General features: G+C 54.7%; 20 protein-coding genes. 10 read left to right on the top strand and 10 right to left on the bottom strand.

Going from position 1 to position 21,235, the window contains the following annotated elements; translation table 11 throughout:
- Window positions 1–4 precede the first annotated feature (4 nt).
- Together NR302_RS13520 and NR302_RS13515 are read right to left on the bottom strand one after the other, a co-directional pair.
- The gene (locus tag NR302_RS13520; RefSeq protein WP_258143712.1) at window positions 5–1,093 is read right to left on the bottom strand and encodes an LLM class flavin-dependent oxidoreductase; all 1,089 of its coding nucleotides are present in this window, start codon (window positions 1,091–1,093) and stop codon (window positions 5–7) included.
- A 192-nt stretch (window positions 1,094–1,285) separates the two neighbouring features.
- On the bottom strand, window positions 1,286–2,476 hold the full coding sequence (locus tag NR302_RS13515) for a NupC/NupG family nucleoside CNT transporter (RefSeq protein ID WP_258143711.1): 1,191 nt from the start codon (window positions 2,474–2,476) through the stop codon (window positions 1,286–1,288).
- A gap of 369 nt (window positions 2,477–2,845) precedes the next feature.
- On the opposite strand from NR302_RS13515, the gene NR302_RS13510 reads away from it, so the two are divergent.
- Window positions 2,846–4,087, top strand: a complete 1,242-nt coding sequence (locus NR302_RS13510) for an Nramp family divalent metal transporter (RefSeq protein ID WP_008101352.1) — start codon at window positions 2,846–2,848, stop codon at window positions 4,085–4,087.
- A gap of 46 nt (window positions 4,088–4,133) precedes the next feature.
- On the opposite strand, the gene NR302_RS13505 is transcribed toward NR302_RS13510, so the two are convergent.
- On the bottom strand, window positions 4,134–4,490 hold the full coding sequence (locus tag NR302_RS13505) for a DUF2502 domain-containing protein (protein ID WP_008101350.1): 357 nt from the start codon (window positions 4,488–4,490) through the stop codon (window positions 4,134–4,136).
- A 159-nt stretch (window positions 4,491–4,649) separates the two neighbouring features.
- Window positions 4,650–5,639 carry an L-glyceraldehyde 3-phosphate reductase gene (mgrA, locus tag NR302_RS13500; protein WP_008101348.1) on the bottom strand — a complete coding sequence of 330 codons (990 nt, stop codon included), beginning with the start codon at window positions 5,637–5,639 and terminating at the stop codon, window positions 4,650–4,652.
- 214 nt (window positions 5,640–5,853) lie between these two features.
- On the opposite strand from mgrA, the gene NR302_RS13495 reads away from it, so the two are divergent.
- Both NR302_RS13495 and glk read left to right on the top strand, forming a co-directional pair.
- Window positions 5,854–7,506, top strand: a complete 1,653-nt coding sequence (locus tag NR302_RS13495; RefSeq protein ID WP_258143710.1) for an alpha-keto acid decarboxylase family protein — start codon at window positions 5,854–5,856, stop codon at window positions 7,504–7,506.
- A 160-nt stretch (window positions 7,507–7,666) separates the two neighbouring features.
- Window positions 7,667–8,632, top strand: a complete 966-nt coding sequence (gene glk / locus NR302_RS13490) for a glucokinase (RefSeq protein ID WP_258143709.1) — start codon at window positions 7,667–7,669, stop codon at window positions 8,630–8,632.
- Between the two features lie 31 nt (window positions 8,633–8,663).
- Here glk and NR302_RS13485 read toward each other — a convergent pair whose 3' ends face one another.
- Together NR302_RS13485 and NR302_RS13480 are read right to left on the bottom strand one after the other, a co-directional pair.
- Window positions 8,664–9,389 (bottom strand): LytTR family DNA-binding domain-containing protein, encoded by a 726-nt coding sequence (locus tag NR302_RS13485; protein WP_008101343.1) that lies wholly within the window; start codon window positions 9,387–9,389, stop codon window positions 8,664–8,666.
- The gene (locus NR302_RS13480) at window positions 9,386–11,077 is read right to left on the bottom strand and encodes a sensor histidine kinase (RefSeq protein ID WP_308713947.1); all 1,692 of its coding nucleotides are present in this window, start codon (window positions 11,075–11,077) and stop codon (window positions 9,386–9,388) included. The genes NR302_RS13485 and NR302_RS13480 overlap by 4 nt, the downstream gene beginning before the upstream one ends.
- A gap of 306 nt (window positions 11,078–11,383) precedes the next feature.
- Here NR302_RS13480 and NR302_RS13475 point away from each other — a divergent pair, with 306 nt between their 5' ends.
- Both NR302_RS13475 and alaC read left to right on the top strand, forming a co-directional pair.
- A complete protein-coding gene (locus NR302_RS13475; RefSeq protein WP_258143708.1) occupies window positions 11,384–11,908 on the top strand; it encodes a GNAT family N-acetyltransferase in 525 nt (174 codons plus the stop codon).
- A 118-nt stretch (window positions 11,909–12,026) separates the two neighbouring features.
- A complete protein-coding gene (gene alaC, locus NR302_RS13470) occupies window positions 12,027–13,265 on the top strand; it encodes an alanine transaminase (RefSeq protein ID WP_258143707.1) in 1,239 nt (412 codons plus the stop codon).
- 41 nt (window positions 13,266–13,306) lie between these two features.
- On the opposite strand, the gene ypdK is transcribed toward alaC, so the two are convergent.
- The 3 genes from ypdK to NR302_RS13455 form a co-directional block, all read right to left on the bottom strand.
- Window positions 13,307–13,378 carry a membrane protein YpdK gene (ypdK, locus tag NR302_RS13465; protein WP_099686956.1) on the bottom strand — a complete coding sequence of 24 codons (72 nt, stop codon included), beginning with the start codon at window positions 13,376–13,378 and terminating at the stop codon, window positions 13,307–13,309.
- A gap of 203 nt (window positions 13,379–13,581) precedes the next feature.
- Window positions 13,582–14,610: an HlyD family secretion protein gene (locus tag NR302_RS13460; RefSeq protein WP_258143706.1), complete on the bottom strand. Its 1,029-nt coding sequence runs from the start codon at window positions 14,608–14,610 to the stop codon at window positions 13,582–13,584.
- A 5-nt stretch (window positions 14,611–14,615) separates the two neighbouring features.
- On the bottom strand, window positions 14,616–16,217 hold the full coding sequence (locus NR302_RS13455; RefSeq protein WP_258143705.1) for an MFS transporter: 1,602 nt from the start codon (window positions 16,215–16,217) through the stop codon (window positions 14,616–14,618).
- 150 nt (window positions 16,218–16,367) lie between these two features.
- On the opposite strand from NR302_RS13455, the gene NR302_RS13450 reads away from it, so the two are divergent.
- The 4 genes from NR302_RS13450 (at window position 16,368) to NR302_RS13435 (ending at window position 18,959) form a co-directional block, all read left to right on the top strand.
- Window positions 16,368–17,153, top strand: coding sequence for an IclR family transcriptional regulator (locus NR302_RS13450; protein WP_008101326.1), 786 nt, complete (start codon window positions 16,368–16,370; stop codon window positions 17,151–17,153).
- 7 nt (window positions 17,154–17,160) lie between these two features.
- Window positions 17,161–17,613 (top strand): universal stress protein, encoded by a 453-nt coding sequence (locus tag NR302_RS13445; RefSeq protein ID WP_258143704.1) that lies wholly within the window; start codon window positions 17,161–17,163, stop codon window positions 17,611–17,613.
- A gap of 9 nt (window positions 17,614–17,622) precedes the next feature.
- Entirely contained in the window at window positions 17,623–18,426 is an 804-nt protein-coding gene (locus NR302_RS13440) for a hypothetical protein (protein ID WP_258143703.1), read from the top strand.
- Window positions 18,427–18,677: 251 nt separating this feature from the next.
- Window positions 18,678–18,959 (top strand): membrane lipoprotein lipid attachment site-containing protein, encoded by a 282-nt coding sequence (locus NR302_RS13435; RefSeq protein WP_154190406.1) that lies wholly within the window; start codon window positions 18,678–18,680, stop codon window positions 18,957–18,959.
- A 514-nt stretch (window positions 18,960–19,473) separates the two neighbouring features.
- Here the strand turns inward: NR302_RS13435 and NR302_RS13430 are convergent.
- Window positions 19,474–20,691: an MFS transporter gene (locus NR302_RS13430; RefSeq protein ID WP_008101315.1), complete on the bottom strand. Its 1,218-nt coding sequence runs from the start codon at window positions 20,689–20,691 to the stop codon at window positions 19,474–19,476.
- A 269-nt stretch (window positions 20,692–20,960) separates the two neighbouring features.
- Between NR302_RS13430 and NR302_RS13425 the strand changes: the two genes are divergently transcribed.
- Window positions 20,961–21,200, top strand: coding sequence for a hypothetical protein (locus tag NR302_RS13425; protein WP_008101313.1), 240 nt, complete (start codon window positions 20,961–20,963; stop codon window positions 21,198–21,200).
- The last annotated feature ends 35 nt before the right edge of the window (window positions 21,201–21,235 follow it).

The following is a 21,235-nucleotide window of genomic DNA, read 5'->3' as shown; positions in this document are numbered from 1 at the left end:
AGATTCAGGCGCTCCTTTTATCGGCGGCGGAGAGCGCATCGACTTTCTCGCGCGTCAGCGGAATCAGCTCACGGCCATATTCCACCGCATCGTTAAGCGGGTCGAAGCCGCGAATCAGCACGCTATGGATGCCAAGGCGATAATATTCCAGCAGCGCATCGGAGACTTGTTCCGGCGTTCCCACCAGCGCGGTGGAGTTGTAGCCGCCCTGAACCAGTTTTGCGACGCCGGTCCACAGCACTTTATCCAGACGATCGCCTTCATTGGCGGCGGCTAGTAAACGCTGTGCGCCAACGCTCTGCGGTTTCGCCTTGCCAAAGGCAAAGCCAGTTTCGTTGAGCTGTTTCTCTGCCGTGGCGCGGATGTGTTCCGCGCGTTCCCAGGCTTCTTTTTCAGTTTTGCCAAGAATCGGGCGGAACGAGATGTTGAAGTTGATTTCGCGCCCCTGTCTGGCAGCAGCAGCGCGCACGTTGCGTACCGTCTCCTCCGCGCCTTTCAGCGGTTCGCCCCACAGCGCAAAAACATCGGCATGCCGTGCTGCGACATCAATTGCTTCCTGCGACGATCCGCCAAAATAGACCGGCAGTTTTTTCTGCAACGGTTTGATGGCCGAAAACGCCTGCTCGACCTGATAAAACGGGCCTTGATGATGGTACGGCTGAACGGATTCGAGGCTCTGCTTCAGCACCGTAAGAAACTCATCGCTGCGCGCATAGCGCTCGGCTTTGTTGAGGAAGTCACCGTCGCGGCGCTGCTCGGCATCGCTGCCGCCGCTGATGATGTGCACCGCTAAACGGCCGTCGGTTAAGTGATCAAGCGAAGCCAGTTTGCGCGCCGCCAGGGTTGGCGACACAAAGCCGGGGCGATGCGCCAGCAAAAATTTCAGCGTTGAGGTATTCGCCGCCGCGTGCGCGGTCACCAGAAAGCCATCTGGCTGATCCGACCAATAGCCCACCAGAATGCGATCAAAACCAGCGTCTTCATGCGCACGCGCAAAACGTGCAATGTACTCTTTATCGAACAGCGGGCCGCTAGCCGGGATAATCTCGGAGGCGAGGCGGTGGCCAATCATGCCAAGGAATTGAATGCTCATGCGGTTCTCCTGAAGTGACGTCATGGAGAAAAACTACGGGCGCAGGCGGTGTGAACGGAAATTCAATATTGTGCAAAGGTTTTGCGTTTGATGGTGAAGCGGGTGATGGCGGGGGAAACGCCGGGGCGAGGCGGGATAGAACCGATTGAAATAAATAAGAAGAGAAGGGCGAGCCGCAGCTCGCCCTTTTGATCAGAAGGCCAACACCAGGCCAGCGATAGCGGCTGACAGCACGCTCACCAGCGTTGAACCGTACAGCAGTTTCAGGCCGAAGCGTGAAACCACGTTACCTTGCTCTTCGTGCAGACCTTTAATCGCGCCCGCCACAATCCCGATAGAGGAGAAGTTAGCAAAGGAGACGAGGAACACCGAGAGAATACCTTCCGAATGAGGTGACAGCTGACCGGCGATTTTCTGCAGATCCATCATCGCCACGAATTCGTTGGAAACCAGTTTGGTTGCCATGATGCTGCCCACTTGCAGCGCTTCGTGTGAAGGAACGCCCATCACCCACGCACATGGATAGAATACATAACCCAGCACGCCCTGGAAGCTGATGCCGAAAATCAGATCGAACAGCGCGTTCAGACCCGTAATCAAGGCAATAAAACCAATCAGCATCGCAGCGACAATCATCGCCACTTTAAAACCGGCGAGGATGTATTCGCCCAGCATCTCGAAGAAGCTCTGACCTTTGTGCAGGTCCTGCAATTGCAGATCTTCTTCGCTATCAACGCGGTACGGGTTAATCAGCGACAGCACGATAAAGGTGCTGAACATGTTCAATACCAGCGCGGCAACCACATATTTTGGCTGCAGCATGGTCATGTAGGCGCCGACAATCGACATGGAAACCGTCGACATGGCGGTCGCTGCCATGGTGTACATGCGGCGCTGTGACATTTTGCCGAGGATATCTTTATAGGCGATAAAGTTTTCTGACTGTCCCAAAATCAGAGAGCTTACGGCGTTGAAAGATTCCAGTTTTCCCATACCGTTTACTTTTGACAGTACGGTACCAATACCGCGAATCACCCAAGGTAAGATGCGGAAGTGCTGCAAAATACCAATCAACGCCGAGATGAAGATGATTGGGCAAAGCACGTTGAGGAAGAAGAAGGCGAGACCTTTTTCACTCATATTGCCAAACACGAAGTTGGTGCCTTCGGCGGCATATTTGAGCAGATGATCAAAGAAGCCAGCGAAGCCCTGCACGAAGCCGAGACCGATGGAGGAGTTCAGGAAGAACCACGCCAACAACAATTCAATGACCAGAAGCTGTACGATAAAACGAAGACGGATGCTTTTACGATCGTTGCTGACCAGCAAGGCCAGCACCGCTACCACCACTAGTGCTAAAATAAAATGCAAAACATGGGACATGTCGGCTCCAAATTTGAGGAGGGTTGTATTTTGTTGCGTATTCTATGTAACGCGTTACTTAAAAACGAGATCAAAACCACATTATAAGTATTCGCTATCGCGATTTTTCTCAGATAAGTCTGACCGCTCACAACCCCATTACAAATCCATCACAAGAAATATCCACAAAAACATTGTCTATAAAATGACCCAAGCGTAGAGTCATTTGCGTTGCACGTATTTTTGGCAAGAACTGGCTTTACCGCAATGTATAGCAATGGCTATACTTCATAGCACCATCTATTAATACAATAACTATAACCAAATTTCATCTGCCTTGAATGACCCTTAATCTGGTCGGGTCAACAAGCGTTAAGACAGGGTAAAACTATGCTAGAAAGCCGCACCGCTGAGCGCGCTGCTCGCGGAGCCAGAAAGATCAAACTCGCGTTGCTGGGCCCCGCTTTTATCGCGGCGATTGGCTATATCGATCCCGGCAACTTCGCGACCAACATTCAGGCCGGCGCCGCCTACGGCTATAAGCTGTTGTGGGTGGTGGTGTGGGCCAATGTCATGGCGATGCTGATCCAGCTGATGTCCGCCAAGCTCGGCATTGCCACCGGCAAAAATCTTGCAGAACACATCCGCGATCGTTTCCCGCGTCCGGCGGTGTGGTTCTATTGGGTGCAGGCGGAAATCATCGCCATGGCCACCGATCTCGCTGAGTTTATTGGCGCAGCGCTCGGCTTCAAGCTTTTACTCGGCATTTCGCTGCTGCAGGGCGCGGTGTTAACCGGTATCGCGACTTACCTGATTCTGATGCTGCAAAGTCGCGGGCAGAAGCCACTGGAATTGGTGATTGGCGGCCTGCTGCTGTTCGTAGCGGCGGCGTATATTGTGGAGCTGTTTTTCTCCCAGCCAAAAGTGAGTGAGCTGGTGGTCGGTATGGCGCTGCCATCGTTGCCGACGTCAGATGCGGTCTTCCTCGCTGCTGGCGTGTTAGGCGCCACCATTATGCCGCACGTGATTTATCTGCACTCGGCGCTGACGCAGCACGGTAATAAAGGCAGCAAGGCGCAACGCTACAGCTCAACCAAGCTGGATGTGGCGATTGCCATGACCATCGCTGGCTTTGTAAATCTGGCGATGATGGCAACCGCCGCCGCAGCGTTCCACTTCAGCGGTCACTCCAGCATCGTCGATCTCGATCAGGCTTACTTAACGCTGCAACCGCTGTTGGGCGAAGCGGCGGCAATTGTATTTGGTTTGAGCCTGGTGGCCGCCGGTCTCTCATCTACCGTGGTTGGCACGCTGGCGGGACAAGTGGTGATGCAGGGCTTTATTCGTTTCCACATTCCGCTGTGGTTCCGCCGCACTATTACTATGTTGCCCTCGTTTATTGTCATCTGGGCGGGCTGGGATCCCACGCGCATTCTGGTAATGAGCCAGGTGCTGCTGAGTTTCGGTATCGCGCTGGCGCTAATTCCGTTGCTGTCATTTACCGGCAACCGGGAATTGATGGGTGATGAGATGGTGAACTCGCGCCTGATGCAGAATGCCGGACGGCTGATTGTGGTGCTGGTCATCGCCCTCAATCTCTACTTACTGGTCGGCGAAGCGCTCGGTTGGTAACGGGCCTATAAAAGAAAAATCCCGCTCATTAGCGGGATTTTTTTGTTTAGTGATGATGGTGATCGCGGTGATCACGACGATCATCATGGCGATGATCGTGACGCCAATGGTCACGACGTTCACGTTCATGCCAGCGACGTTCGCGCTCACGTTCATAGGCGCGATGACGTTTCCACTCTTCATGACGCCACCAGCGATGGTCATCGTAACGATAACGATCGTTCCACCAGCGCGGTTCACGCCAGCGACCGCCGTCCCAGTAATTACCGTGACGATCGCGATCGCCGAGATGCAGCGTAACGCCCGGACCCAAATTGATGGTGGCGCTGTCGGCTTGTGCTGTGCTGATAGCCAACGGGGATAAAGTTGCCAGCAAGGCGGCAAACAAAATGGCACGTTTCATAACTTCTCCTTTTCAGTAGCTTATCACTGCCACCGTTGCGCTAGTTTGCCACATCGGACCAGGTAAGCCTTGAGAATCAGTCTGAAAACGCTGAGGGAAATCTGAAATGAGAATTTTCTGCTGCGGAAAACGCCCGACAAATGCCGGGCGGGTAAACGTTTACACTAAGATATTGTGGATGGCGTCGATCTCGTCCTGGCTCAGCACCGGCTGGCTCAACATCTCAACCGCATCATCAATTTGCGCAGTTTTACTGGCGCCAATCAGCACCGAGGTGACACGAGCATCGCGTAGCACCCAGCTCAGCGCCATTTGCGCCAGCTTCTGGCCGCGCTGTTGGGCGATTGCCTGCAGCTGACGCACTTTTTCCATCTTCTCTTGCGTCAACTGGTTTTCATTCAGGAACTTACTGCCGCTGGCGATGCGCGAATCTTGCGGAATGCCCTGCAAATAGCGGTCGGTTAACACGCCACCCGCCAGCGGCGAGAAGGCAATGCAACCAACGCCGTTGTCGCCCAGCACATCCAGCAAACCCTGCTCTGGCGTACGTTCAAACATCGAATAACGCGGCTGGTGGATTAGGCATGGCGTGCCGAGGTCGCGCAGAATAGCAATCGCTTCGGCGGCTTTGTCTGCCGGATAGTTAGAGATGGCGGCATACAGCGCTTTGCCCTGACGCACCACCTGATCCAGCGCGCGCATGGTCTCTTCCAGCGGCGTTTCAGGATCGGGACGATGGTGATAGAAGATATCAACGTACTCGAGTCCCATACGCTTCAGGCTTTGATCGAGGCTGGAAATCAGATACTTGCGTGAACCCCAATCGCCGTACGGGCCGTCCCACATGGTGTAACCGGCTTTGGTAGAAATCACCAGCTCATCGCGCAGTCCCTGAAAATCCTCGCGCAGAATGCGACCAAAGTTAGATTCAGCCGATCCCGGCGGCGGACCGTAATTATTGGCGAGATCGAAATGGGTGATGCCGCGATCAAAGGCGTGGCGCAGCAGTTCACGGCTGTTATCGACGCGCGTACTGTCGCCAAAGTTATGCCACAAACCAAGGGAAATTGCCGGTAACTTCAGGCCGCTACGGCCACTGCGACGGTATTGCATCTGTTGATAACGTTCGGGATGGGGAAAAGCACTCATGCAGCGTTCCTGTCTCAATAGGGGAGAAAGTGACATCAGCATAGCAGTGTATGCGTTTACACTAAGGCGAAACGCGCCGAAGATCGCAACTTACAGAATTATCTGTCGTCGTAACGAATGCTTGCCACAAATCAGCACCACACGATGGTGAATATCTCGCCAATTCAGCCACATCGCTAATACTCCTGATTATCCCCTTAACAAGGAGCTGTCGATGAAAACCCCCAACGTTGGCGATTATTTACTGCACCGATTACAGCAAAGCGGCATCCGACATCTGTTCGGCGTGCCGGGCGATTACAACCTGCAATTCCTCGACAGTGTGATTGCGCATCCCGAAATTGCCTGGGTTGGCTGCGCCAATGAACTGAATGCGGCTTATGCGGCGGATGGCTACGGGCGCTGCAACGGCGCGGCGGCACTGCTGACCACGTTTGGCGTCGGCGAGCTCAGTGCGATTAACGGCATCGCTGGCAGCTATGCTGAATATGTGCCGGTGATTCATATTGTGGGCGCGCCCGCCAGTCAGGCGCAGCAGCAGGGCGATTGCGTGCACCATTCGCTGGGTGATGGCGATTTTGGTCATTTCCTGCGAATGGCGCAGGAAGTGAGTGTGGCATCTGCGGTGCTGACGGCGGAGAACGCGGTGGTGGAGATCGATCGCGTTATCAGCGAGGCGCTAACGCAACATCGTCCCGGCTATTTATTGCTGGCGGTGGATGTGGCGGCGGCTGAGATCTCGCTGCCAGAGGAAAAAATTACAGTCGCAGGTAACCATCAGCAGGTTGCCACGGCCTTTGCTGATGCGGCAGAACGTTTGCTGGCACCGGCGCAGCGCGTGGCGTTGTTGGCGGATTTCCTTGCCGCGCGCTGGCAGTTGCAGCCGCAGCTTGAGGCATTGCGCCAGCTGCGCGCGATTCCTGCCGCCACCTTATTGATGGGCAAAGGTGTACTCAACGAGCAGCAGCCGGGTTACGTCGGCACTTATGCCGCACAAGGCAGCAGCGATGCAGTGCGCCAAGCCATCGAAGATACCGACGTCACGCTGTGCGTAGGCGTGCGGTTTACCGATACCTTAACCGCCGGCTTCACGCAAAATCTGCCCGCCGAACGTGTGATCGATCTGCAGCCGTTTCAGGCCACGGTCGCTGGCGAGGTGTTTGCGCCGTTAAGCATGCAGCAGGCGCTGGCGGCACTGACGCCGATTTATCAGCGTCACTGTGCGCACTGGCGGCTGGCGGATGCGCCGGAGTGCGAAGAAAGTGAGCAAATTGCTGCGGCGGTAATCAGTCAGCAGGCATTCTGGCAGGCGATGCAGCGCTTCCTGCAGCCGGGTGATATTATCCTCGCCGATCAAGGCACTGCGGCCTTTGGTGCGGCGGCGCTGCGGTTACCGCAGGATGCGCAATTGCTGGTGCAACCGCTGTGGGGATCGATTGGCTATACTTTACCCGCCACCTTTGGTGCGCAAACCGCGCAGCCGGATCGTCGGGTCATCCTGATTATTGGCGATGGCTCCGCGCAGCTGACGATTCAGGAGTTGGGTTCGATGCTACGCGACGGCCAGCAGCCGATCATTTTCCTGATTAACAATGATGGTTACACGGTTGAGCGCGCGATTCACGGTGCTGAGCAACGTTACAACGATATCGCGCAATGGAACTGGACCGCGCTGCCGCAGGCGCTGAGCCAAGAGTGCGCGGCGCAGAGCTGGCGCGTCCGCGAAACAGTGCAGCTGGACGCGGTGATGGAGCAATTAATGCGGAATCGTCGTCTGTCGCTGGTGGAAGTGGTGATGGACAAACAGGACTTGCCGCCGCTGCTGCGTAAGGTCACCGCCGCACTGCATCAGCGTAATAGTGGCTAAATTTCGGAAAGTTGCCGCTGGGAAGTCGGGCAGGCGATCGGTAGGCTGTGCAGCATCTTTAAATGGATTACGCCCATCGTGCAGGTGGGCGTTGTTGTTTTATTGGCAGGCTTTTATAGTGTCCTGCAATTGTTTATGACCCAAGCGGAGCAGCAGAAGAATGACAACATACGCCCTGGTCGGCGATGTGGGCGGTACCAATGCCCGTCTCGCATTGTGTGAGGTAGAAAACGGTGCTATCTCCCAAGCCCAAACCTTCTCAACATCAGACTACGACAATCTTGAAGCGGTGATCCGTCACTATCTTGACGAGCAAAAACAGGACATTAAGCACGCCTGTATCGCCATTGCCTGTCCGATCACCGGCGATTGGGTAGAGATGACCAACCACGATTGGGCGTTCTCCACCAAAGTGATGAAAGAGCATCTGGCGCTGGAAAGCCTGGAAATCATCAATGATTTCACCGCCGTTTCTATGGCGATTCCGATGCTGAGCGAAAAGGAAGTGATTCAGTTTGGCGGCAAAGCGCCCGTTGAACGCAAGCCCATCGCGATTTACGGTGCGGGCACCGGCCTCGGCGTCAGCCATTTGGTGCATGTGGATAAGCGCTGGATCAGCTTGCCGGGCGAGGGCGGCCACGTTGACTTTGCGCCAAATAGCGAAGAAGAGGGTGAAATTCTCGAAGTGCTGCGCGCGGAGATTGGTCACGTTTCGGCTGAACGCGTACTGTCCGGTGCCGGTTTGGTCAATCTTTATCGCGCCATCGTGAAGTCTGATGAGCGTGAGCCAGAAAACCTCAAGCCAAAAGACGTTACCGAGCGCGCGTTGAAAGACAGCTGCATCGATTGCCGTCGCGCACTGTCGCTGTTCTGCGTCATTATGGGTCGTTTCGGCGGCAACCTGGCGCTGAATCTGGGCACTTTCGGCGGCGTTTATATTGCCGGCGGTATCGTGCCGCGCTTCCTTGACTTCTTTAAAGCGTCCGGTTTCCGCGCGGCGTTTGAAGATAAAGGTCGCTTCCGCGATTACCTGGTCGATATTCCGGTGTATATGATCACTCACGACCAGCCGGGCCTACTTGGCGCCGGTGCGCACCTGCGTCAGGTGCTGGGCCGCGAACTGTAAGCACTCAGGCGAGCGGCATCCGCCGTTCGCCTTATAACCTCATCAACTGCCGAAAGGCTTTCACCTTGCTGCGACTTACCGGCACCTGCGCATCCAAATCACGCAACTTCACCAAATAGGTATTGTTAAACCACGGCTCGATTTCACGAATCTTGCTCAGATTGACGCAGTAAGATCGATGGCAGCGGAAGAACTGCTGTTCCGGCAAACGGCTGCAAAATTCACTGATCACCATCGACATCACATAGGCTTCGCGCCGCGTATAAACAAAAGTCAGCTTCTCATGCGCCTCAACGTAATAGATCTCGTTGATATCGGTGACGATGATGCGTTCATCTTTCACCAGATTGACTGTTTGTGGCGAGCTGGCCGCCGCGTTTTGCGGTTGCGACTGCTGCTGGGCGCTGGCTTCCAGTTTCTGCAGCATCGTCATGATGCGCGACTCGTGATAGGGCTTAAGAATGTAGTCAAAGGCGTCCAGTTCAAACGCGTCAACCGCATGCTCTTTCCACGCGGTGATAAACACAATCAACGGCTTATGGGCAAACTGATTGATGTTTTGCGCCAGCAGCATGCCATCCAGCGACGGAATGTTGATGTCGAGGAAAATCACATCCACCCGATGGTTCTGTAGATATTTCAGCACCTCCAGCCCATCATCAAAGCAGGCCTCAACGCTGATTTGGCTGTGTTGCTGAATCATCCAGCTTAACTCTTGCTGGGCGAGAAACTCGTCTTCAACGATGATGGCTTTCACGTGGTGGTTTCCGTGGTAGGGCGCAGCGGCGCAGGTAGCGGCTGACCATTCTTGCTAAGCGTAAAGGCGATTTCAGTGCCGGGATGATGGCGGGTGATAACCAAACCCTGACCAGAGAGCAATTTTACGCGATGATGCACATTCAGCAGACCAATCTTGTTGCCTGGCATCTCATTACGCGCCACGCGGCTCATCACATCCTCGCTGATGCCGTCGCCGGTATCACGCACCGCGACGCGTACACGATCGCCCAAATCCTTCACGCTCAGCGTTACCACGCCTTTGCCGCGACAAGGCTGAATGCCGTGCACAATGGCGTTCTCCACCAGCGGTTGAATTAGCAGGCTGGGCAGCGTGAAGTGCAGATCTTCATCCACGTCATAAATCATCGACAGCTTATCGCCGAAACGCGCCTGCTCAATCGCGATGTAGTCCTTCACCTGCCACAACTCTTTCTTGATATCGATAAGCTCGTCATCGTTGAGTTCGAGGTTGTAGCGCAGATAACGCGATAGGTTGATCACCAACTGGCGCGCGGTGTCTGGATTAAGGCGAATCGAGGAGGAGATGGCATTCAGCGCGTTAAACAGGAAATGCGGGTTAATTTTGCTCTGCAGCGCGCGTAATTCAGCCTTGTTCGCCATTTCGCGCAGTTGCTCAGCCCGCGACACTTCCAGCTGGGTGGAGATGATTTGCGACAGCCCAATCGCCATCTCTTTCAGCGAACCGGTGATGCGATGCGCACGGCGATAATAGATTTTTAGCGTGCCGGTCACTTCCCCTTTTTCCCAAAGGGGAATAACCAGCATCGAGTGAATATCTTTGGTGCGATGCGCCTCATCGTTGTTCTTGATGATGATTTTGCCGCTGGCGATCGCCTGCGCGGTGGTTGGGCTGATGGCATCATCGCCATTGTGATAGTTCTGCTCGCCGTAGCCGACGTAAGCGAGGATCTGTTTGTTATTGGTGATGGCGACCGCATCGGCGTGAATGTCGCTGCGGATGATGTCACACACTTTATGCAGTGACTGGCTATCGACCTGACGAAACAGCGGCAATGTTTTGTTGGCGATTTCCAGCGCCAGCTTGGCTTGACGCGCCGCAATCGCCTCTTTCTCGCCCTCAACGCTTTGCACCAGCAGCACGATTAAACCGATACTTGATGCGCCCAGAATCATTGGCAGCGCAATCTCGGAAACAATCGCCAGACCCAGCGTCATCGGCTTGGCCCACAATACAATTAGCAGCATGGTCAGGCTTTCGCACAACATGCCGCCGAGAATACCGGCGCGCCAGCGCTGCTCTTTACTCACCCGACGATTAATCACGCCCGAGGCGATGCCGGCAATGATGCTGGTGATCAGACAAGGCACTGCTGTGACGCCATCCATATCAATCAGATAGCGATGCAAACCGGCAATCACACCAGTGGCGATGCCCACCCAGGGACCGAACAGAATGCCGCCGGACATCACCGCAATCACACGCACATTGAGCAGCGAACCGTCGACATTAATCCCCGACCAGGTGCTGAATAGCGCAAACAGCGAGAATATTGCCGTCACCACCACTTTTTCGCGCACCGAATGCTCATCTTTTTGCAGCAGCTGACGAAACACCCGCGTACGAGTGAGGAAGAACAGGCAAATCAGCATCAGCGCCGCGCGGTCAAAAACCGCCAGCAGCATGTCGAAGTGGGAAGGCAAGGGCATCTCTCAGGCAAGAAACGGGAGGCTATGATAAAAAATGTGATCACGATCCGCCAGCGCCACGGCAATCTGCAGACCTTTCTCGTAGCCAGGATCAATTTTTAACATGCAGGTCGCCATAAATGGCAATCGTACTCCGCCTTTGTAGGGTCGCCATTCATGGCGACCTCCCGAAAAGAGGAATACTTGACTAACAAAAAGAGGATTAGCGAAAGCGTGCGCCGATCGCTGGTTGTGAATACGCCGGTTTGCTATGTTGCCGTATAAAAAAATGGGAGCTCAACCATGCAATTACTCACTCCACGTTTATCCCTCAGCCGGCTTAAGCCAGAAGACTGGCAGATTTTCAAAGCGGTACACCAGGACGCCGCCACCATGACGTGGGTTAGTGAAATCCCGGATGAAAACGATATCCGTCAACGCTTTAACGAGCGTTTGGCGCCGTGGCAGGCGAGCAGTTTTCATATGCTGTGTCTGGTGGCGCGCATCCGGGAAAGCGGTGAGCCGATTGGGTTGTTTGGCTGTAGCGCCGAATGGCATCCGTATCGTCAGGCCGAAGTGGGTTACATGCTACGCGCGGCGTTTACCGGTTTAGGCTATGGCAGTGAAGCGCTCGACGCGCTGTGCCAGTTTTTACTGCAGGCAGAATTTCATAAGCTGAAAGCGATGGTGATTGAGGGGAATTGGCCGTCGCGCCGCATTCTGGAGAAGAATGGTTTCGCCCTTGAGGGCACGCTACGGGATAATTATCTGCTAAACGGCCAATGGGTAAGCGATTGGGTGTTTGGCCGCCTGAATCCAAATAATTAAAATTATTTTATTCCGCTCTCGACAATCTTGTTATCAGCGCGTTATGTTCTTGATGCGGTCACCACAGTGACCCACGTCGCTCGGACGGTCCGGGCGCTTACGTAAACCAGAGGACATCATGGCTGATAACAGCACACCCCGTCGTTTCTCGCGTATTGAACGCCTTCCACCGTATGTTTTTAACATCACCGCTGAATTGAAGATGGCTGCGCGTCGGCGCGGCGAAGACATCATCGATTTCTCAATGGGCAATCCGGATGGCTCCACGCCGCCGCACATCGTTGAAAAACTTTGTCAGGTAGCGCAGCGCGAAGACACGCACGGTTACTCAACCTCGAAAGGCATTCCCCGTTTGCGTCGTGCGATTTCGCGCTGGTATGCAGACCGTTATCAGGTGGAAATCGATCCGGAATCGGAAGCGATTGTCACCATCGGCTCGAAAGAGGGCTTGGCGCACTTAATGCTGGCCACGCTCGATCACGGCGACACTGTGCTGGTACCGAATCCCAGCTACCCGATTCACATTTACGGCGCGGTGATTGCCGGCGCGCAGGTGCGTTCTGTCCCGCTGGTGGCGGGCGTTGATTTCTTCAACGAGCTGGAGCGAGCAATTCGTGAAAGCTATCCCAAACCGAAGATGATGATTCTTGGCTTCCCGTCGAATCCTACGGCGCAATGCGTTGAGCTCGACTTCTTCGAGCGCGTCATCGCGCTGGCAAAGCAGTACAACGTGTTGGTCATTCACGATCTCGCCTACGCTGACATCACCTACGATGGCTGGAAAGCGCCGTCGATTATGCAGGTGCCGGGTGCGCGCGATGTGGCGGTGGAATTCTTTACCCTGTCGAAAAGCTACAACATGGCCGGCTGGCGTATCGGCTTTATGGTCGGTAACAAAGAGCTGGTTTCCGCATTGGCGCGTATCAAGAGTTATCACGATTACGGCACCTTCACACCTTTACAGGTGGCGGCGATTGCGGCGCTGGAAGGCGATCAACAGTGCGTGCGCGATATCGCTGAGCAGTACAAACGCCGCCGTGATGTGCTGGTGAAAGGCCTGCACGAAGCGGGCTGGATGGTCGATCTGCCGAAGGCGTCGATGTACGTTTGGGCGAGAATCCCCGATCACTACGCGCATCTTGGCTCGCTGGAGTTCGCCAAATTACTGATGCAGGAAGCCAAAGTGTGCGTCTCGCCAGGCATCGGTTTTGGTGATTACGGTGATACCCATGTGCGTTTCGCGCTGATTGAAAACAGCGATCGTATTCGTCAGGCGGTGCGGGGGATTAAATCGATGTTCCGTGCCGATGGCATTTTGCCGGGAACGGTGAAAGCGCTGGAAGAAGAAGAGGAATAACCAGTAAGTGGGGCGACTCAGCGTCGCCCCGCCTGGCGGCTCTACAGCATCAGTACAAAGGTACCGACCCAAAGCAACAGGAAGAAAGAAATTCCCATCAAAGCGTATCTCACAAAAACAACTCCTCTGAGCGGCTACCCGGCGGGCGATCCCAAACCCGCGTAACCCGAACAGAATAAGAGAAAGGTGGAGTTCATCAGCGCTACACGCTTTCTTCTCAGGTCGCTCCAGGCAAGCCCGGAACAGGATCGAGGGCTAATTTACGCGGATTTGTCCCAAAAATAAATAGGCCGCTTCTGAGATATCGCTCACATTTTCAGCGTGTCTCAATCTCCGGTATCGCCGACATTCCCACGCGCAGTTTTGCCAGATCCGGCTGGTTCTCATCGAGCACAATTTTCACCGGTAAACGCTGCACCACTTTGGTGTAATTGCCGGTGGCATTGTCAGGCGAAATGGCGGAAAACGTCGCGCCCGTTGCCGGAGCAATACTATCAACGCGACCGCTGAATACCTTGCCCGGCAAGGCATCCACCTTCACGTTCACTTTCTGCCCTTGCTGCACATCCGCCAGCTGCGTTTCCAGATAATTTGCGGTGATATAGGTTTGCTGCAACGGCACCACCGCCAGCAAACGCGTGCCCGCGCTAACGTAGGCGCCGAGGCGCACTGAACGCTGGCCGACCATGCCATCCACCGGCGCCACAATGCGCGTATAGGAAAGATTAAGCTGCGCCTGATCGACGCTGGCCTGCGCGGCGGTGACATCGGCGGCGGCCTGACGCACCGCAGCTTGCAGCACACCAACTTGCTTGACGGCGGAAGCCAGCGCTGCTTCGCTCTGGCGCACGGTGGCTGAGGCGGAACGCTGCGTTGAGTTGGCTTTTTGCTGATCGTCTGCAGCGATGGTGCCACTTTTATACAGCTGGTTGTAACGCGCAGCGCTCTGTCCGGCGTACTGCGCTGACGCCTGGCTTGCTGCTAACGTGGCTTTCGCCTGGTCGATAGTGGATTGCTGCTGTTCCAGCTGCGCCTGGCTACTCAAACGCTTGGCCTCGCTGACCTGCAAATTGGCCTGTGCGGTTTCTAACGCCACGCGGTAGTCGCGATCGTCGAGCGTGGCCAGCAGTTCGCCGGCCTTCACGCGCTGGTTATCCTGCACGTTGACGCTGGCGATGTAGCCGGAAACTTTTGGCGCAACCAGCGTGTAATCGGCATTCACATAGGCATCGGTGGTGCGATGATCGTTTCCGGTCATCGATGACCAGACAAAAAAGGCCATCGCTAATAACACCAGTAATAAGGTGCTCAACAGCACCGTTCTTTTCAGAGCAAAAGCTTGCATATCAATTATCTCGACGTCGTCGTAACAGGTTGAATCAGTGTTTGTGGTGGCCACACGCGTTTCGGCAGCCAGGCGGTTAACAGTAAAAGCAGGGCGGCGAAGGCAATCAGCATCTGGTAGCAATCACTCAGGCTCAGCACCATCGCCTGCTGTTTCAGCAAGGTGGCGAAGCCGCTGAGGTTTTCCGCGCTGCTGGCGCTGCCATCCGGCAGCAACGGCAAGCTGCTGCTGGATTGCGCGCTATTCGGTGCGGTCATCAGCCACGCACGGCTGGCGGCGCTATCGACCAGCACGTTGGAGTGGAATTTTTCACGATGGCTGATAAACCACTCCACCAGTGTGCCCGCGGCGATGCTGGAGAAGCCGCGCACCGTGTTGAACATCGCTGAGGCGAACGGGCCTTCCGGCGGTGCGACCACGCTGGTGGCGCTCATCAGCACAGGCAAAATCACCATCGGCTGACCAAACGCCTGCAGAATCTGCATCAGCCAGAAATTCTGCCGCGCCCAATCAGTAGTGATGTGCATGCCCATCAGGCAGGACGTCACCAACAGCGCCACGCCCGCCGTCAACATCCAGCGACAATCCACCCAGCGAATATTCAGCAGCGCGGCAACAAAAGGGGCGATCAGCAACTGCGGCAAGCCGATGGTTAACGCCAGCGGGGCGAACTGCAGCGTGCGGAAACCTTGCACCTGCGCCAGATAGGCTGAAGGCAGCGCCGAACCAGACAGCGACAGAATCAGCACGCCCGCCAGCACCAGCAAGCCGTGCGCGAGATTGCGCCGTCCCAGCATCTGCAATTTGAACAGCGGCAGCGGGTGAAACCATTCATTAATAAAGAACACAGTCAGCAACGCCAGCGCGCTGAATAATAGGCCGCTGAATAACGGCGATTCGAGCCAGTCGAGCCGCTCGCCCTGCGTCAGTGCCAGAATCAGCAGCGCCATACCGGAACAGCCGGTTAGCATGCCAAACAGATCGATCTGTTTGAAACGCTCAAGGCGCAGTGGATCCTGCGGTATACCCCAGCTAATCAGCAGCATGGCAATCAGCATGGCCGGCACCACTTGCCAGAAGACAAATAGCCAGCTGACGTCATCGGTCCAGAATGCTGCCAGCGAAGCGGCCATATTCGGGCCGAAGGTGGCGGTCAGCGCATAACCCGCTAAACCATATAATTTGATCGGCGGCGGCAGGAAGCGCAGCGCAACGGTCATCAGCATCGGCGGCAGCGCACCGCCAAACAATCCCTGCACCACGCGCAAGGCGATAAACAGCGTGGCATTGGGCATCAGCGGCAGCAGCAGGCCGCTCAGCATAAATCCGGCCGAGACGGTGAGCGCAAAACGGCGCAAAGAAAAGGTGACGGCGAACCAGGGCGCAATCATCATTGCCGCCACTTCAGCGGCTTGATACGCGGAGATAATCCAGCTGCCTTGATCGTAACTGATGCCGATGGCGGCGCGGATATCGGCTAGCGCGATATCGGTGACGCGATCGTTTAATCCCGATGTGAGCGCGGCAATCAGCACGCCAACCAATCCCAGCGCCAGGCGCAGAGTAAACGGATGGGGTGCCGGAGCCGCAATTGGCTGGGCGTTCATAGCAGGCTTCTCGTTATATTGTTGATGCAGTGTATTGCGATGTGATACAGATGGCATCTTACATATCGATATGCTGTATTGCAATGTGATACAGGGTGTAAAAGTGCGATCATTCGCGTTAAAGTAGGGCAGGCCAAAAAGGAACGCATCATGGTTGAACTTCCCTCAAGCCGTGAGGATGAAAAAGCGGGTGGCATTCAGGTCATCGCGCGTGCGGCAAAAATTCTGAATGCGCTGGGTGAGCATCCCGGCGGCATGAGTTTGGGTGAAATTGCGCAGGTGGTCGATCTACCGCGCTCGACGGTGCAGCGCATCATTGGCGCACTGGACAGCGCACAGCTGGTGCGCAGCAGCGGTGCCGGCGGTTTACGTCTCGGTCCGGCGCTGCTCAAGCTGATCTCCAGCGTGCACAGCGACGTGGTGGAAATCGTACGTCCGTTCCTCGAACAACTCTCTGCCGAAATCAACGAAACGGTATCGCTGGCGCGGGCCAGCGGCACGCAGCTGGCGATCGTGCATTATGTGGTGGCCTCGCGCGAACTGCGTGTGGTGCCGCGCATTGGACTGAATCTGCCGCTTTACAGCACATCGGGCGGCCGCGCGTTGCTGGCGCTGGAGAGCGATGAAGATGTGCGCGTGATGGTGGGCGAAGCCTATAAAGAGTTAACCGAGATGACGGTGAAAACCCTGCCGCAATTGCTGGAGCTGATTGCCGAAGTGCGCGCCAGCGGATTGGCGATCGATCGCGGTGAGACGCTGGAGGGCATTTCGACCATGGCGGTTGCCATTGATACGCTGTTTGGCCGCTTCTCTATCTCATTGCTGGTGCCGACGGCGCGTTTTCATAAGCAGGAAGCGCACTATCGTGAGCAAATCATCAAGTGCAAAGACGCCTTGATTCGTGAAATTGGCAAAATGACCGCTGTGGAAGGATAACCAACTGATGAAAACCTTGCTGATGGCCATCGATAACTCTCTGGTGGCGGAAAAAGTGATTGCGTTGACCATTGAACAGGCGCTGGCGCATCAGGCGCAGGTTACGGTGTTGTGTTGCGTGGATCCCGCTTACTCCTCCTGCAATCAACCGATTGAGATTGATGCCGGTGAAGATCCAGATGATTTTGTGGCGGCGAAAGATGAGCAGAACACCGCCGAAATGGTGGTGCGCCATGCGCTGGCGCCGCTGCTGCGCGCGGGCGTGGCGGCAAAGGGATTGATTCTGGCGGGTGAAGCGGCGGAAACCATTGTGGCGCAATCCACACTCTTGCATGCCAGCATGATCATCATGGGCCGCCGCCATCTGTCGCCATTTAATCGTCTGTTGAAAGGGTCGGTCAGCGCGGCAGTGATTGAGCGCGCCAATTGCCCCGTTTTAATTGATGTACGTAAGGATTAACCCCGCTCGATGCTCTCGCTTTTTCCGATTACGCTAGCGGCGTTCGCGCTGCTGGCGATCATTATTATTCTGCTGGTGCGCACCACTTCGCTGCGACTGTGGCAAGGCGTGCTGTTGTTTATCTTGCCGCTGATTCTGGCGAATCTGCTGTGGTTCAGCTGGCTGCATCCGCGTCAGGAGCGTCAGGCGCTGGTGGAAGAGGTGGCAACCCAACTCAGCCTCGCGCCCGGTTATCGTCTGCTAAAAATTCAGGAACCGGCATTGTGGCAGTTGCTCAATCGCGAACTGCTGCATAAACGGCTGGAAGGCGTTCCCGCCGATCAGGCGCTGGGAGATATGCGCGGCTGGTTGATGGATCTGGTCAATCAACGTCTGACACGTGCCAGCGATGCGGCGATCATTGACTACATCCGCGTCTCGGTCGAGGAGATGCAGGCACTGCAGCAGCAGGAACCGCAGCGCTGCTTTCGTTTCCTCTATCCGCAGGTGAATGGCGGCGTCAATTTGCAACAGGTGCTGTCACAGGAATTGAATCAGCGCGATGCGCAGGCGCTCGAAACGCTGCTACAGCAAAGCACCGGCAATGAACAACCGCTGGATCAGGCTGCGGCGCAGCGCGATCTGCAAAGCGTGGTGGAAAAGCTGTATGGCAAGTGGGGCGATCGGCTGCAACAGCTGAACATGCCGGCGGATACTGCGGTTGATCGCGGCGCGATGTGTGCGATGTCGATTGATCTCTACAGCGGCATTCTCGCATTGCCTGTCAAACAAGCGGCCAATCTTCTACGTAAGATGGTCAGCCTTACCGGTTAGCGGGCAAAAAAAAGCCCGCTCAGCGCGGGCATGAAGGTCACTATCAGTATGTTTATTATTAACTCACCTGGTGTGGTGCAGACTTCGTTTTGTCTGGGTACATAATCGCACCACTTATTTGATAAGAGAAACCGTTTGGTTTTATCGATTTGATTGGCAAAAGCTTCACTAATCCCGGACATTTCGCGCTTTAATCCTATAGATAAGCGCGGCGTTGCATTTTAGACTGCGACGCTTTAGAGGAAACCCTAATGAAAAAAATGCTTATTAGCGCAATGGCGCTTTTTATGCTGGCCGGCTGTAGCGTCAGCAAACCAGGAGGATTTGAGCGTGTCGATGAAGATACCAGCTCAAATACCGTGCAGTATCGTTACGATCCGCATACGCTGAATAAAGACGCAATGGAGATCGACCTTGCGAATTATTGCAGTCAGCGTGGATTTGATAAGGTGGAATCACTGCCGTCGCAAAATAGCCATTTGCCCGGATTAAAGAAAGCCTGGTATCAATGTAATTACGCGGTAAAAAGCTAAAAAAATAGGGCGGGATAATTTCCCGCCCTTTTTATTTTCTTATTATTTGCTGTGTATGTTCTTTGCCCAACTATCTGCGGTGTCCATAACCGCCGTACCCATGATGCCAGCCGCCGCCACCATGATGGCCCCAACCTGGGCCGCCGCCTCCACGATGATGATCGATAATACAGCCACTCAACATCGTCATAATGGCTACAACCGATGCAACCTTAATAACTTTCTTCATGGAGAGTCCTCCTCTGTTCCAATGACGCCAGATTACAGGGGAATAGTGGAGTGAAGATGCAGGAAATGTAGAGTTATTGCTGAATATATTACGGAGTGTGTCAATTAAATGCTAAAAAAGTCGCGGGGTAAAATAAACCAATCGGAATAAGCTGAATGCCTGCTAATAATAACGAGATTACTCCGAAAGGCAAGACTTAATAATAGTGGTTCTCAATTAACGCTTTATTGTGGATCAATTGTGAAGAAAAGGGATGCCGCAAATTGATACGGCATCCCAGCGAACTTAATTATGCAGTAAAGGTTCTGCCACGTTTTGGCGATTTGGCAGACGGATGCTCAACGACAACACCAGTGAAATCACCAGCAAGGTCATAATCAGGCTGAAGGTGACGGTGAAGCCACCAAAGGCGGAGGCAACCAGTGAACCCAGCACGCTGCCGATACCGAAACCAAGGTAAATCAGACCATAGTTTTTGGTCAGATTGTTCAGACCAAAGAAATCGCTGACCAGCGATGGGAACACAGTAATGGTGCCACCGAAGCTGAAGGCCACGCAGGCTAAGGAGAGGAAGAAGGTCGATTCGTTCATATGGGTGAACAGCAGGATGCTCATGCCCACCAGCGAGACAATTTGTGCCAGCGTAATCACACGGATGCGCGCCATTTTATCCGACAGCACGCCAAGAATCAGACGACCGCTGAGGTTGGCAATCGCAATCACCGTAACCGCATTGGCTGCGGTTTGTGCACTAAGATGCACCATGCCTTCACCGATATCTTTTGCCACGCCAATCACGTATAGGCCGCTCATGCAGGCAGTCAGGAACATCAGCGCCAGCATCCAGTATTGCGGTAAACGCACCGATTGCGCCAGCGTGTAATCTTTGGCTTCCAACTGCGCATTGCCGCTGCTCTTCTGCATTGGCGCATCACGCATCAGCAACGCGCCGACAATAATCATGCTCATCGCCAGCACGCCCCAGATCATAAAGGTATTCTCCAGACCTTGTGCGCTCAGCAGTGCACCGCAGATGAATTTGAAGCCGAGGCTACCCAACCCATACGCACCAATTGAGCAGGCCGAAATGAGCCCTTTGCGCTCCGGGAACCACTTCACGCAGTTAGACAGCGTCATCAGATATCCGGCACCATCTGCCAGACCCACCAGAATCCCGGCGCTGAGGTAGAGCATCATCAGATTATCGGCATGCGCGGTCAGCCAGAAACCGACAGCCATCAAAATGCCCGCGCCTATGGTGACGTTGCGCACGCCAAAACGTTCCTGCAATTTCCCGGCAAGCGAAGAAGCGATCGCCAGGCCAAGACTGAGCAAACCGAACGAGAACGCCACTTCACTGATGGGCGCATCCAGCTTATTTGCCAGCGGGCCGTTAAACAGGCTCCAGGTATAAACCGAGCCCAAAGCGAACTGCGTGATAATGGTGCCGATAAGGGTCAACGTGCGGGTACGTTGGTAATTCGCGGGGGTTGCTGTTGTCATTTTTATCTCTCACTCGAGAAAGCGGAATCTGTGGAGATAATAAGTTGCTCTCGCGCGTGCGGGGGAAACCGTGGCGTGAATGAACCCGACGGTGGCATGAAATGCAGCTAAACGGGTATGAATGACATTGTGATGACAGTAAGTGATGTCATATAAAGCGTAGCGGTTGCTACAGGTAACCATGTGTAAGCATTTGTATCGATCGCGCCATAATGCCTGCAAAGTCGCGGATGTTTGCCAGGCTTAGAATTCATTCAAGAGGAGGAAATATGAAAGACCGAACATATGAATCCGCGTCTAATGAGGATGAGGTTTGCTGCATTATCGGTCAGGCGGTGATCGAGTTAAGCGATGAGCATCAACCAGTGAACAAATCCACGTTGTCGCTGAAATTACTGGCTATGGCCGACCGCGACAAAGATGATGAACGCGTCCTGCTTTACTGGATTGCCAGAAAAGCCATAACTAAACCTCACCAGCTCAATATCGGCGTTCAGGGCTGGCGTTAGAGGAACAAAAGAGCGGGCGCAATGCCCGCTCTCGT

Source organism: Pantoea sp. SOD02 (assembly GCF_024707505.1).
Lineage (GTDB): Bacteria > Pseudomonadota > Gammaproteobacteria > Enterobacterales > Enterobacteriaceae > Pantoea > Pantoea symbiotica.
The sequence above is the reverse complement of the archived record's forward strand: the minus strand, read 5'-3'. Positions and strand labels throughout refer to the sequence as shown.